We start from the raw sequence: 12,114 nt of genomic DNA, 5'->3' as shown, positions 1-12,114 counted from the left end.
GTCCTCAGGCCGCCAATGCGTTGCGAACGGCCGTTGCGTCAAGGTCGTGCAAACCGATCACGACGAGCCGTGTGCCGCGTTTTTCGTCCGCTTTCCAAGGGCGGTCGAAATGGCTCTGCACGCGGCTGCCGACCGCCTGAACGACCAGCCGCATCGGCTTGTCGCTCACAGCAGCAAAACCTTTCACGCGTAGCACATCGGGGATCGCGCAGGCTGCTTCGACCCGCGCCGTCAATTCTTCCGGCGAAGAGATCGGCGGCAGATCGACGATAAAGCTCTCGAACTCATCATGATCGTGATCGTGGCCGTTTTCGTGGTCGGCATCGTGATGGGTATGGATGGCGTCGATGCTGTCTTCGGTCGCGGCATCGAGACCGAGGAGAATGGCCGGATCGAGCGCGCCATTGCGCGATGGCACGATACGGATCGGGCGAGTGAGTTCGCCTTGCAGTCGCGCTTCGACGCGCTCGCGTTCTTTATCGGATAAAAGGTCGGTTTTCGACAGAATGACGAGGTCGGCACAGGCGATCTGATCGTCGAAAACCTCTTCAATCGGGTCGTCATGGTCGACGCTCTCGTCGGCAAGACGCTGTGCCGAAAGTGCGTCCATATCCGCCGCGACCTGCCCGCCCGCCAGCGCTGCACCGTCCGCAACGGTGATAACGCCGTCCACCGTGACCCGGCTGCGGATGGCTGGCCAATTAAAAGCCTGGACGAGGGGTTTCGGCAGGGCCAGACCGCTGGTTTCGATCAGAATGTGATCGACGGCTGGTTCGCGCTTCAGGATCGCGTCGAGCGCTGGCTCAAAGTCGTCGGCAACGGTGCAGCAAATGCAGCCATTGGCCAGTTCAACCACGTCATCCTCGCTGCAGTTCTCGACACCGCATCCACGCAGGATTTCGCCATCGATACCGATATCCCCGAACTCGTTGACGATGATGGCGAAGCGGCGGCCTTTTGCGTTTTCGATCAGGTTACGGACGATGGTCGTTTTACCGGAACCAAGAAATCCGGTGATGATGGTGCATGGAATGCGGGCGGTCGATTGCATCAGTGATGGCCTTTATGGGCGGATGAAAGGGCAGGCGCTTGCGGTGCCGAGAGTTCGACGCGGATCGGCTCGCCGTCGACGGACAGGTTGGCATGATCGTTGCTGTTCAGCGTGATGGCGATTTTGGCGTTTGGCGGCAAATCGGCGATATGCATCCACGGCGCGTAGAGCCGGGCGATCTTTTCGCCGTTCACATAGACGTGGGCATGGCCCTCGCCGGGTCGGTCGCCTTTGCCAGCGTTTTCGGGCGCGAAGCGGAAATTCTTCGTTGTCAAATGGAGGTTGAAGCCCGTTATCGGATCGGGCTCCAATGTGGCTTCCAGCATCGGCGCCTTCGGCCCGGAGACGTCGAGCATCCTGCTGTGATCGTGAGCGGCAGACGTATCGATCCCGGCGTGAGCGGCTGTCACGCCATGGTTGTGCCCGCCAAAGCTGACATTGTTTGCGGCGGCAAGCGTGAAGCCGATACCGCCACCGTATAGCAGGCCAAGCGCGAGCAGGGCCAGCGGCTGAATACGAATCGCCATGATCTAGGACCGATCGAAAGCGGGTCGTCGATACAGCGAAGGGATCACCGAAGGGGCGTGCAGAGACATTTATCGTCCTTCCTCGCCGTCCCACCGACAGCGCTAGCGGTTTCGTCGATCTGGCAGGTCTCCTGGCTTGCGGCCGATCGCTCGATCCACCTTCCCCGACAATAAAATGCCGAGTGGCTTATTGGATCTGCGCGGACCGCTTACAGTCGCGGGGGCGGCTACGGATTAGGCGACTTTCGCCGCACCGTATTCCCTCTTCGCTTCCTCTCGGAAGAACCAGACAGTCAAATCTCTAGCGGAGGCCGGCCAACTTCGCAACAGGCCGTCGGACCTTGCGCTTCCATCCCGAAATCGGGCAATTGGCATTTCTCTTTCGAACGAAAGGACGATGCCATGGAGAAGAATAACGACGCCGAGCGGCACCGCGCCAAGATGGAAAAGCGCAAGGCGGTTCAGGATGCCGAAGTCGCCTCCAAGACCATCGAGAGCAAGGGGCTCCTGATGCTTCATACCGGCCCGGGAAAGGGCAAAAGCACAGCGGCTTTCGGCCTCGTCCTGCGTATGCTCGGTTATAAAAAGCGGGTCGGTATCGTCCAGTTCGGCAAGGGTGCGTGGGAGACAGGCGAAGCTTCGGCCCTAAAGCGCTTCGGCGATCAGATCGCGCTACATATTCTGGGCGAAGGCTTCACTTGGGAAACGCAGGATCGCGAGCGTGACATCGCCGCCGCCGAAGCCGCCTGGGCCAAAGCAAAAGAGTTGATGGCCGACCCTTCCATCTCGATGCTGGTTCTGGACGAACTCAATATCGCATTGCGTTACGATCATCTCGATCTGTCCGAGGTGGTCGCAGCACTTCAGAGCCGCCGAGACGATCTGCACATCGTCGTGACCGGTCGCAATGCCAAGCCTGAACTGATCGAGGCTGCCGATCTCGTGACCGAAATGGGTGCGGTGAAACACCATTTCAAAGCCGGGGTGAAGGCGCAGGAAGGGATCGAATTCTAAGGCGATGAGCGAGCTTTCCACCTCCCTATCTAGAAGAGGCCGTGCCTTGATGTTTCAGGGGACGGGGTCGGATGTTGGAAAGAGCCTGATCGTCGCGGGTCTTTGCCGGGCGCTGACGCGTCGTGGCCTGACCGTTCGACCGTTCAAACCGCAGAATATGAGCAACAATGCCGCAGTCACCATCGATGGCGGCGAAATTGGGCGAGCGCAGGCGCTGCAGGCGCGGGCTTGCGGCGTCGCGGCCCATACCGATTTCAACCCTGTGCTGCTGAAGCCGCAGGGCGGTAACGGTTCACAGATCGTCGTTCACGGGCAGGTGAGGGGCGTTGCCAAGGCGGCGGACTATCAGGCGATGAAGCCGCGACTGATGGGAGCGGTGATTGACAGCTTTGAGCGATTGCGGTCCCAGGCCGATATCGTGCTGGTCGAAGGTGCAGGCTCGGCATCCGAGATCAATCTGAGGATCGGCGACATCGCCAATATGGGGTTTGCACGGCAGGCCGATGTTCCTGTCGTTCTCATCGGCGATATCGACCGGGGCGGAGTGATCGCAGCGCTGGTCGGTACGGAGGCGGTTGTCGATCCGCAAGACGGCGCGATGATTTGCGGGTTTCTGGTGAACCGTTTTCGAGGCGATCCGACCCTATTCGACACTGGCATGGCGGAGGTCGAAAAGCGTACCGGCTGGCCTTCCTTCGGGCTTGTACCTCATTTCGAGGACGCCGCCAGATTGCCTGCGGAAGACGCGCTGGCGCTGCGAACGAAGTTGGCTGAAAAGTCCGATGCGGCGGTGAAGGTGGCGATGATTGCGCTGCCTTCTGTTTCCAATTTCGACGATCTCGATCCTTTGATTGCCGAACCCGATGTAAGTGTGTTGCGGATCGGACGGCACGACGTGCTGCCGGTGGATGTCGATTGCGTGATCCTGCCGGGATCGAAAGCCACGCTTTCGGACCTATCAATCCTGCAGGAATGCGGGTTGGCGCAGGATATCGTTTCTCATTACCGGCGCGGCGGCCATGTCTTCGGTCTTTGTGGCGGCTACCAGATGCTCGGTCGGCAGCTTATCGATTCAAAATGCATCGAGGGTGGGCCGGATCGGATGAACGGCCTTGGACTTCTCGAAGTCGAGACCGTTCTTGCGGACCGCAAGCGGCTCGTCGAAGTTTCAGCGACGACATGTGATGGCGGGCATGAGATTACGGCCTACGAAATGCATATGGGCCGGACGGATGGGCCGGACCGGGCGCGACCTTTCTCGCGGCTGGTGGATGGCACAATGGATGGCGCGTATAGCGCAGACAGGCGAGTGATCGGAACCTACCTCCACGGCGTCTTCGCCAATGACGCTTTCCGCCGCGCCTTTGTTGAGAGGCTTGGCGGGCAAAGTGCAGCAACCCCATTTGAAGCGGGGATCGAAAGTGTGCTCGACGGTCTAGCCAACCATCTGGAGAAATATTGCGATATCGAGGCTCTGTTGCGTCATGCCCGATAGCCTGACCGATCTGCTAGCAAAAAACGGCGCACCTCCTGCGCTGCATGGCGGCGATCTGTCCGAAGCAGAAAACCTCTTTCCCGACGCCCCTCAGCCATGGGTCGATCTTTCGACGGGCATCAGCCCGTTCGCTTATCCGTTGCCTCCACTCTCGCCCGATTGCTGGGCCAGACTGCCGCAACCGGCAGAGACCGCGCGTTTATGCGCGGCGGCTGCATTGGCTTACGGCGCGAAGCCAACAGAGGTCGTTGCAGGAGCGGGAACTCAACCGCTGGTGGCGAATGTTCTCCGGCTGTTGCGCCGTAGCGAGATCGCCATTGTCGGCCCGACTTATGCCGAACATGGCCGAATTTGCCGTCAGATCGGCCATTCCGTTCGGGATATAGCGCAAGTGGGAGATGTGCCGGACAGCAGCCGGTGCGTTATCGTCGTCAATCCCGACAATCCGACCGGCACACTAACAAGTCGGTCCGATCTTCTCGATCTCGCCAGGCATTTGCAAAGGCGAGGTGGGCTGTTGATCGTCGATGAGGCTTTCATGGATAGCGCCGCCGACAGTCAGTCACTCTGCGACCGTGTGATAGGTCTGCCAATCGTCGTTCTGCGCTCGTTCGGGAAATTCTACGGTCTGGCAGGGCTGCGGCTCGGTTTTGCCATAGCAGGCGAGGCGATCGCAGGCCGGCTTCGGTCGGATCTCGGTCCCTGGCCAGTTTCCGGACCGGCTATCGGTATTGGCCAGGCTGCATTGCGTGACACGGCCTGGCAAGAGGCGCAGCGTCAGCGGCTTGTCGCCGCCAGTGAGCGATTGGATCAGGCGCTGATTGCATACGGCTTTAAAGCCGAGGGCGTCAGTCCGCTCTTTCGAACGCTACGCTGCGATGGCGTGCCGGATCTGTTCGACAGGCTTGGTCGGGCGGGAATCTGGACGCGACGTTTTGCGTTCGACCCCGACTTGCTGAGAATTGGCCTGCCGAGTGACGAGGCGGCGTGGCGCCGGCTGTGTGACGCTCTCCGTCACGGCTGAGCCTGCCACTCTGCCGTCCTTATTCAGCGCTTCTTTGTATGAGAGCAGTTCGCCAACCAGAAAAGCGATGGCCCGCCGTTCGGTCTCGATACGTTTTTCAAATATGTCGAGAGCCTTCAAAACGAAGAGAGCCGACCCGGCGCCAAGCGAAAGCGTAAAGAGAGCAAGCCAGAGGCTTTCGACAAGCGGCGCCGGTCCGACGGTGGCGTCGACCGTCAGGAGCCACAGAAAAGTTTCTACCATTGCGATGAGCGGGCCGAAGAGGCCGAGGATCGGCGCTACGCGAACAACCCGGTCGAGAATGCGCAAGCTTTTTCCATAACGTTGAACCCTCTCGCTGGCGAAGTGCGCTGCTTCGTCGGCAATCTGCTCGACAGGTGAACTTCCGCTTTCTATCCGGGATATCGCAAGCGATACGGCCTGTCCCGCACCGCTCCGGTCGCTGGCGAGACGGATCGTGGCTTGCTGATGCCTGCCTTTGAGATAGAGGTTGACCGCTTTTTGCGCCCGGGCGGTATCGCCGATACCTGCCTGTGCGAAATCGACCAATTTTATAACAACCGTTCCCAAAACGACGAGGGAGAGGACGGCCAAAATCGTTGCAACGGAGACGCTACCAAACATAAGGTTGCGGACCGGCTCCCAAAACGTAACGAATTCCATCCGGCTCTTCTCTCGATTGCGGTATCACACTTACCGAATGCCAGAGGATGGTTAATGTTGGGTTCGCGACTTGGGTTTCAGAAAAAGTTGTCTGAGCTGGATCAGGCCACTTTGAGACCGAACAATTCGGGAATTTCCGGTCGATCCTTCACGAGATCGGCGAGCGTATGGCGGCTGAGCACGGCAAGAAACGCATTGAGGGCTTCTCGCAGGGCTGCGTTGAGACTGCAATGATCGACCAGCGGACAATTTGTTTCGCCGTCCTCGAAGCAATCGGCCATGAAGAAGCCCTCCTCGGTCACGCGGACGATGTCGAACAGGGTAATTTCCTCAGCCGGGCGGGCAAGGCATACACCGCCCTTTCGGCCGCGCACGGTCTTCATTAGTCCTGAGTTCACCAGGGGTTTCAAAATCTTGAAAAGATAGAGCTCCGGCACCTCGGCGGATTTTGCGATATCCGGTATCCGGCTCAGCCCCTCGGGATTCGACGCGCAATACATCATCATCCGAATTGCGTAATTGGTCTGCCTTGTAAGCCGCATATCGCCTCCTGTCTCCGCCCTTCGCGACATATGTAATACATGCTATAGATTAGAGCAATTCCAAACTAGACATTTTGACACAGCTTTCCGTCGCGCTTATTTCTCAGGCTTCCAGGCCAAGGAAGAATGTCGTGCTTGTCTGCAGTTGCAATATGATAACGGCTCAGGAGATACGGGACGTCATCACGGAATTGCTTGATGCCGATCCCTGGCGTCTGATCGTGCCGGTTCAGATTTATCATGCCATGGAAAAACGGGGCCGCTGCTGCGGGTGTTTCCCTGGCGTTGTCGATATTATCGTGGAAACGACCGAGGCTTATCACCAGCGTCTTGCTACTCCTGCCGCCGACGTCGTAAACTTTATCGATCGGTTGCGTTGTGAGCATGACCGGCTGGAGCAGATGCGCAGGGAAGCGCGTGCCCGGCTAGCCGCTGTTCGCGCAGCCTGAAAAGGCCACGGCGTTAAAGGAATTTTCTATGAAGGGTCATGATCGTGTGATCGAGCGTCTCAACGAGGCGCTCTTTTTGGAACTGGGTGCGATTAATCAGTACTGGGTGCATTACCGCCTACTCAACGATTGGGGCTTCACCAAGCTTGCCAAGAAAGAGCGCGAAGAGAGCATCGAGGAGATGAATCACGCCGACAAGCTTATCGACCGGATTATATTTCTGGAGGGACATCCGAACCTGCAGTCGGTGGCGCCGCTACGGATCGGCCAGAATGTCAAAGAGGTGCTCGAGGCTGACCTCGCTGGGGAACTGGACGCTGTGAAGTCCTACAAGGAATCGCGCGAAATCTGCAACGAACTCGGCGATTACGTGACCATGAAGATCTTCGAGGAACTGTTGAAGGATGAGGAAGGCCATGTCGATTTCCTCGAAACGCAGTTGCACCTCTACGAGAAGATCGGTCCTGAGCAGTTCGGCGGGCTGAACGCCGATTCCTCGGACCACGCCGAGTAATTTATCGGTCAGCTTGGCTGGGATCGATCCCGGCCAAGCAGCCGCTTCATCATCTCCGCTGCTGTCATGGCGGCGATGATTTCGGGGCGCTTGTCGTCGACATCGCCACCGCCGATAGGGCAGATCAATCGATCCATCGCTTCCGCGGCGCCGCCATCGCGGCGCCACTGACGTTCGAATGTCGCACGTTTCGTCTTCGAACCAATCAAACCAATATAGGCAAGATCGGTACGCTTCAGCGCTTCAGAGACGATGAGATAGTCGAGCGCGTGGTCATGCGTCATCACGACAATGGCCGCGCCCGGCGGGGCGCTGCGGGCCGCCTGTTCCGGCAACGGAGTGATTTCGTGAGTAACAGGCAGATCGGCAGGCAGTATATCTTGCCGGGTTTCAACAATTGACGTTTGAAAGGGCAGGAGAGCAAATGCTCGCGCCAGCGCAATGCCCACATGGCCTCCACCGAAGATCAAAACGGTCGGTTCTTTCTCGTGCTGCCGTTTGAGCCGCCGGCGTTCGTTCTCAAGCATCATCCGGCCGCCTGGCCCGAGTGACAGAACAACGCGGCCACCGCAGCATTGGCCGATCTCCGGACCGAGAGGCAGCTCCATCGTTTCGGCTGCGGCTGCGCCATTCTCAAGCATCCGTTGCGCTTGTTCGGTGGCTCGAAACTCCAATGCCCCGCCACCGATGGTGCCGAAGGTATTATCGCTGGAAACGATCATGATCGCGCCGATCTCGCGCGGTGTGGAGCCACTCGTCTCTATGATTTCCACGCGTACGGCCGATTTGCCCGCTGCGATCAGCCTGTCCAGATCGGCGATGCGCATCAGTCTGCTGCAGCCGCTTCCGCGCGCAGCCGTTCGATGGTCATGAGCACCCGTTCAGGTGTCGCGGGCGGGTCCAGCCGAGGACAGATCTTATAATCAGCGACCGATGCGACAGCATCGGAAAGGGCGTGCAGAACGGACATGGCCAGCATGAAAGGTGGTTCGCCCACTGCCTTGCTGCGGAATACCGTCGGTTCGTGCGCCCGCGACCATTCGGCCAATCTTACATTGAACTCACGCGGTATGTCGGAGGCGAGTGGGATTTTATAGGTGGATGGCGCATGGGTGCGGAGGCGCCCCGTTTGATCCCAGACAAGTTCCTCCGTCGTAAGCCAGCCCATGCCCTGAATGAAGCCGCCCTCAATCTGCCCTATATCGATTGCCGGGTTCAAACTGTTTCCGGTCTCGTGGAGAATATCGACCTGCTCGACGGTATATTCGCCGGTTAGCGTATCGATCTCAACCTCTGCAACCGCTGCTCCGTAGGCAAAATAATAGAACGGATGACCCCGGCCTGACGTCCGGTCCCAATGAATTTTCGGCGTTCGGTAATAGCCGGTCGCGGAGAGTTGAATGCGTGCGGTATAAGCTTCTTCGACCAGTTCCTGAAAGCCTATTTCGCGATTGCCGATTTGCACCCGTCCGTCCCGGAAAACGACTTGCTCGGCGGGCACACCATGTTCGGAGACCGCGTAGTCCACAAGCCGCTGTCGAATGGTCTCTGCCGCCAGCTTGGCTGCCATGCCATTGAGGTCAGCCCCGGAGGAGGCAGCGGTTGCGGAGGTGTTCGGCACCTTTCCAGTCGAGGTGGCGGTTATTCGTATCTGATCGAGAGCGACCCCGAACACGGCGGCAACGACCTGCGCGACCTTCGTGTTCAAGCCTTGACCCATTTCCGTCCCGCCATGGTTCAGATGGATCGAGCCATCCGTATAGACATGCACGAGAGCGCCGGCCTGATTAAGATGGGTTGCGGTGAAGGAGATGCCGAATTTCACGGGTGTCAGCGCGATACCGCGCCGCATGAATCCTTTAGCCTCACGATTGTTTTGCCGGATGGTCTCGCGCCGCGCTTCGTAGCCGCTGCTCTGGAGCAATTCTTCCCAGATGCGCGGTAAAACGAAGTCCTCGATCTCCTGATAATAGGGGGTCAGGGAGCGTTCATCTTCGCCATAAAAATTTCGGCGGCGGACTTCTATCGGATCGAGGCCGGTCGCATAGGTGACTTCGTCGATAACACGCTCCGCGCCAACCATGCCCTGCGGACCGCCAAAACCACGAAAGGCGGTATTACTGACCGTATTCGTGAAAAGAGGTTCGGACACGGCTTGGACCGCTGGCCAGTAGTAGGCATTGTCGCAATGGAAAAGCGCGCGGTCGGTGACTGGCCCGGACAGATCGGCGGAGAATCCGCAGCGCGCAGCATATTTGAACTTCACGCCGTGAATACGGCCGTCATCATCGAAGCCGACTTCGTAATCGGCGCGGAAATCGTGGCGTTTGCCCGTGGCGACCATATCGTCATCGCGGTCGGGACGGATCTTGACCGGCGTGCCCAGGCGATCTGCTGCAAATGCCGCTAACGCGGCAAACAGGTTGGCCTGCGACTCCTTGCCGCCAAATGCGCCGCCCATGCGACGGACTTCCACGGTCACCATCGCGGCGGGGCGGTGCAAGGTATGCGCAACCAGCATCTGCGTTTCGGAAGGATGCTGCGTAGAGGAATGGACGGTCATGGTTCCGTCTTCGCCGGGAATGGCGAAGGCGACTTGCCCTTCGAGATAGAAATGGTCTTGGCCGCCGATCAGCATCGAGCCTGATAGCTGGCGCGGCGCGTCCGCAATCGCCCGATCGGCGTCGCCGCGTGAAAGCGTCATGCCATCGATGACAGTGCGACCGCCAGCCTTGCGAGCCTGATCGACATCGAGGATGGGTGTTTCCTCTACATATTCGATGTTCGCATGTTGGCAGGCGCGCCGCGCGGCGTTTCGGCTGGTGGCGACGACTAAAAAGACGGGTTGTCCAAGAAATTCGACCTTTTCCGTGGTCAGAAACGGCTCGTCGCCAATCTGCCAGGCGCTGGCATCGTTATGGGTGAGGTCATGGCCGGTGATGACCGCCACGACGCCGGATTGTTTGCCGACCTCAGCCAAATCCATCGTCGCGATACGGCCATGCGCGATGCTGGATAGGCCGAGATAGGCATGAAGAGTGCCGGGCGGCTCGGGCAGGTCGTCGGTGTAAGGCGCTCTGCCAGCGACGTGCAAATGAGCGGAATCATGACGCTTCGACTGATGGGCCGGCGCGTTTTCATGGGCATCCGCGTAGGCGGCGCCGGCTTCCGATCTGGCATCGTCATCGTGCTTGCGGTCGGCGCCACGGGCCAGAACTTCGTTCATTGCGCGGCCTCCGCCCCGACAAGTTGCCTGTCCTGGGTCTCGGCAAAGAAACGGCGCAGCAGGTTCTTCGCCACCATCATGCGATATTCCGCGGAAGCGCGCATATCGGAGAGTGGCTCAAAATCTTCTTCAAAGGCAGCCAGGGCCGCATCGACGGATGCGCTGCTCCACGGCTTGCCGGTCAACGCTTTCTCGACAGTTTTGGCGCGCTTCGGAACCCCCGCCATGCCGCCATAGGCGATCCTCAATGTTTCGATGGTTCCGTTTTCGGCCAGCTTGAGATGGAAGGCGCCGAGGCAAGCCGTAATGTCTTCGTCGCGCCGTTTGCTGACCTTGTGAAACGCGATATGCGCCTCCGGCGAGGGGAGCGGTACTGAGACGGCCTCGACGAATTCGCCCTCGCGACGGTCCTGTTTGCCGTAGTCGATGAAAAACTCCGCCAGTGGCAATTTGCGCTGCTCACTTCCCTTGCGCAGATGCAGTATCGCGCCGAGTGCGATCAAGGGCGGCGGCATGTCGCCGATTGGCGAGCCATTTGCGATGTTGCCGCCAATCGTGCCCATATTTCGGATCTGATTGCCGCCGATCCGCCAGAGGAGCGGCGCGAAAGCAGGAATGCGTCCTGCCAGTTCCGTGAGCGCATCGGTGTAGGATGCCCCAGCGCCGATGCGCAGCGTGCCGTCGACTTCCTCGATTTTCTTCAGTTGCGTCAGATGGCCTACAGGGATCAGCGGACCGATCTCACGCATGAATTTTGTGACCCATAGCCCGACATCGGTCGCACCGGCGACGATCCGGGCGTCTGGATTTTCCTCGAGTAGCTGCGCAAGATCATCGACAGAAGCGGGACGCAGAATGCGGTTGTTGAGCGCATTATCGGTATTCGACACGTCGCCTTCATAGGGAACGTCGGACGGTTCGACGGCGGCGCTTCCCAGCTCTTCCGAACCGTTGTCTCTCGGTGGCGCCGTCAGTTCCAAACGGCTGCCGTCGTTCCAACTTTGCAAGATGCCCGTTATACGCTCGCGTTCGGAAAGGACGGGATCGTCTTCCGCTGGCAGGGCGGTGACGGCCATGGCGGCTCGGATGATCGGCGCGTAGCCTGTGCAGCGGCAGAGATTGCCCTGAAGGGCTCGCTCGATCTCGAGCCGGTCCGGATCGGGCTTCCGCATCCAGAGTGCATAGAGGCTCATGACGAATCCTGGCGTACAGAAGCCGCATTGGCTGCCATGTTCATCGACCATCGCCTGTTGGATGGGATGAAGCGGGCCGCCGCGCGGACTTAGATGCTCGACCGTCACCACATGGCACCCGTCGATCATACCCATCAGGACGATGCACGCATTGGCGGATTCGTAGCGAAGTTCGTCGTCTGCATCGGGGCGGCCGAGCAGAACAGTGCAGGCTCCGCAATCGCCCTCGGCGCAGCCTTCTTTGGTGCCGGTAAGGCGCTTATCGATCCGTAGGAAGTCGAGCAGTGTATCGCTTGCCGCAGTACGATCGAGGTGGATGGGCCGATCGTTGAGGATAAAACGGAGCGCTCGCCGGATAGATGGCGCAGCCGATCTTTCTAGAGAAGTGTTTTCTGTCGTCATCGGGGCAGGGTGCG

At 59.2% G+C, this 12,114-nt stretch carries 11 protein-coding genes, 1 pseudogene and 1 riboswitch; of the genes and pseudogenes, 5 read left to right on the top strand and 7 right to left on the bottom strand.

Annotation, left to right across the window (positions count from 1 at the left end):
• Positions 1 to 4: 4 nt before the first annotated feature.
• On the bottom strand, positions 5 to 1,051 hold the full coding sequence (cobW, locus tag NIM86_RS10220; RefSeq protein ID WP_253381691.1) for a cobalamin biosynthesis protein CobW: 1,047 nt from the start codon (positions 1,049 to 1,051) through the stop codon (positions 5 to 7).
• Positions 1,051 to 1,578, bottom strand: a complete 528-nt coding sequence (locus NIM86_RS10215; RefSeq protein WP_253381689.1) for a hypothetical protein — start codon at positions 1,576 to 1,578, stop codon at positions 1,051 to 1,053. The genes cobW and NIM86_RS10215 overlap by 1 nt, the downstream gene beginning before the upstream one ends.
• Positions 1,579 to 1,681: 103 nt before the next feature.
• Positions 1,682 to 1,883: riboswitch (cobalamin riboswitch) on the bottom strand.
• A gap of 97 nt (positions 1,884 to 1,980) precedes the next feature.
• Between NIM86_RS10215 and cobO the strand changes: the two genes are divergently transcribed.
• From cobO to cobD, 3 genes are read left to right on the top strand one after another with little or no spacing between them, the layout of a single operon-like run.
• On the top strand, positions 1,981 to 2,592 hold the full coding sequence (cobO, locus tag NIM86_RS10210; RefSeq protein ID WP_253381687.1) for a cob(I)yrinic acid a,c-diamide adenosyltransferase: 612 nt from the start codon (positions 1,981 to 1,983) through the stop codon (positions 2,590 to 2,592).
• 49 nt (positions 2,593 to 2,641) lie between these two features.
• Positions 2,642 to 4,087, top strand: a complete 1,446-nt coding sequence (locus NIM86_RS10205; protein WP_253381685.1) for a cobyric acid synthase — start codon at positions 2,642 to 2,644, stop codon at positions 4,085 to 4,087.
• Positions 4,077 to 5,111: a threonine-phosphate decarboxylase CobD gene (gene cobD, locus NIM86_RS10200; protein ID WP_253381683.1), complete on the top strand. Its 1,035-nt coding sequence runs from the start codon at positions 4,077 to 4,079 to the stop codon at positions 5,109 to 5,111. The genes NIM86_RS10205 and cobD overlap by 11 nt, the downstream gene beginning before the upstream one ends.
• Before the next feature lie 84 nt (positions 5,112 to 5,195).
• On the opposite strand, the pseudogene NIM86_RS10195 reads toward cobD, so the two are convergent.
• Positions 5,196 to 5,735, bottom strand: a pseudogene (locus NIM86_RS10195) (MotA/TolQ/ExbB proton channel family protein); the annotation flags it as partial.
• A 140-nt stretch (positions 5,736 to 5,875) separates the two neighbouring features.
• The gene (gene rirA, locus NIM86_RS10190) at positions 5,876 to 6,316 is read right to left on the bottom strand and encodes an iron-responsive transcriptional regulator RirA (RefSeq protein ID WP_253381681.1); all 441 of its coding nucleotides are present in this window, start codon (positions 6,314 to 6,316) and stop codon (positions 5,876 to 5,878) included.
• A gap of 131 nt (positions 6,317 to 6,447) precedes the next feature.
• Between rirA and NIM86_RS10185 the strand changes: the two genes are divergently transcribed.
• The gene (locus tag NIM86_RS10185; RefSeq protein ID WP_371872875.1) at positions 6,448 to 6,765 is read left to right on the top strand and encodes a (2Fe-2S)-binding protein; all 318 of its coding nucleotides are present in this window, start codon (positions 6,448 to 6,450) and stop codon (positions 6,763 to 6,765) included.
• A gap of 28 nt (positions 6,766 to 6,793) precedes the next feature.
• Positions 6,794 to 7,279: a bacterioferritin gene (bfr, locus tag NIM86_RS10180; protein WP_253381679.1), complete on the top strand. Its 486-nt coding sequence runs from the start codon at positions 6,794 to 6,796 to the stop codon at positions 7,277 to 7,279.
• 8 nt (positions 7,280 to 7,287) lie between these two features.
• Here bfr and xdhC read toward each other — a convergent pair whose 3' ends face one another.
• Genes xdhC through xdhA form a run of 3 tightly spaced genes read right to left on the bottom strand, consistent with a single transcriptional unit; the run spans position 7,288 to position 12,100 of the window.
• Positions 7,288 to 8,106 (bottom strand): xanthine dehydrogenase accessory protein XdhC, encoded by an 819-nt coding sequence (gene xdhC, locus NIM86_RS10175; RefSeq protein WP_253381677.1) that lies wholly within the window; start codon positions 8,104 to 8,106, stop codon positions 7,288 to 7,290.
• Positions 8,106 to 10,505 (bottom strand): xanthine dehydrogenase molybdopterin binding subunit, encoded by a 2,400-nt coding sequence (gene xdhB / locus NIM86_RS10170; protein WP_253381675.1) that lies wholly within the window; start codon positions 10,503 to 10,505, stop codon positions 8,106 to 8,108. The genes xdhC and xdhB overlap by 1 nt, the downstream gene beginning before the upstream one ends.
• A complete protein-coding gene (gene xdhA, locus NIM86_RS10165; protein ID WP_253381673.1) occupies positions 10,502 to 12,100 on the bottom strand; it encodes a xanthine dehydrogenase small subunit in 1,599 nt (532 codons plus the stop codon). The genes xdhB and xdhA overlap by 4 nt, the downstream gene beginning before the upstream one ends.
• Between the last annotated feature and the right edge of the window lie 14 nt (positions 12,101 to 12,114).

Source organism: Notoacmeibacter sp. MSK16QG-6 (assembly GCF_024158145.1).
Taxonomy (GTDB): Bacteria; Pseudomonadota; Alphaproteobacteria; order Rhizobiales; family Rhizobiaceae; genus Notoacmeibacter.
Note: the sequence above shows the minus strand (reverse complement) of the source record. Positions and strands in the feature narration are given on the sequence as shown.

Coding starts and splice junctions, on each gene's coding strand:
- cobW (WP_253381691.1), bottom strand. CDS start 1,051: ATGCAATCGACCGCCCGCATTCCATGCACCATCATCACCGGATTTCTT.
- NIM86_RS10215 (WP_253381689.1), bottom strand. CDS start 1,578: ATGGCGATTCGTATTCAGCCGCTGGCCCTGCTCGCGCTTGGCCTGCTA.
- cobO (WP_253381687.1), top strand. CDS start 1,981: ATGGAGAAGAATAACGACGCCGAGCGGCACCGCGCCAAGATGGAAAAG.
- NIM86_RS10205 (WP_253381685.1), top strand. CDS start 2,642: ATGTTTCAGGGGACGGGGTCGGATGTTGGAAAGAGCCTGATCGTCGCG.
- cobD (WP_253381683.1), top strand. CDS start 4,077: ATGCCCGATAGCCTGACCGATCTGCTAGCAAAAAACGGCGCACCTCCT.
- rirA (WP_253381681.1), bottom strand. CDS start 6,316: ATGCGGCTTACAAGGCAGACCAATTACGCAATTCGGATGATGATGTAT.
- bfr (WP_253381679.1), top strand. CDS start 6,794: ATGAAGGGTCATGATCGTGTGATCGAGCGTCTCAACGAGGCGCTCTTT.
- xdhC (WP_253381677.1), bottom strand. CDS start 8,106: ATGCGCATCGCCGATCTGGACAGGCTGATCGCAGCGGGCAAATCGGCC.
- xdhB (WP_253381675.1), bottom strand. CDS start 10,505: ATGAACGAAGTTCTGGCCCGTGGCGCCGACCGCAAGCACGATGACGAT.
- xdhA (WP_253381673.1), bottom strand. CDS start 12,100: ATGACGACAGAAAACACTTCTCTAGAAAGATCGGCTGCGCCATCTATC.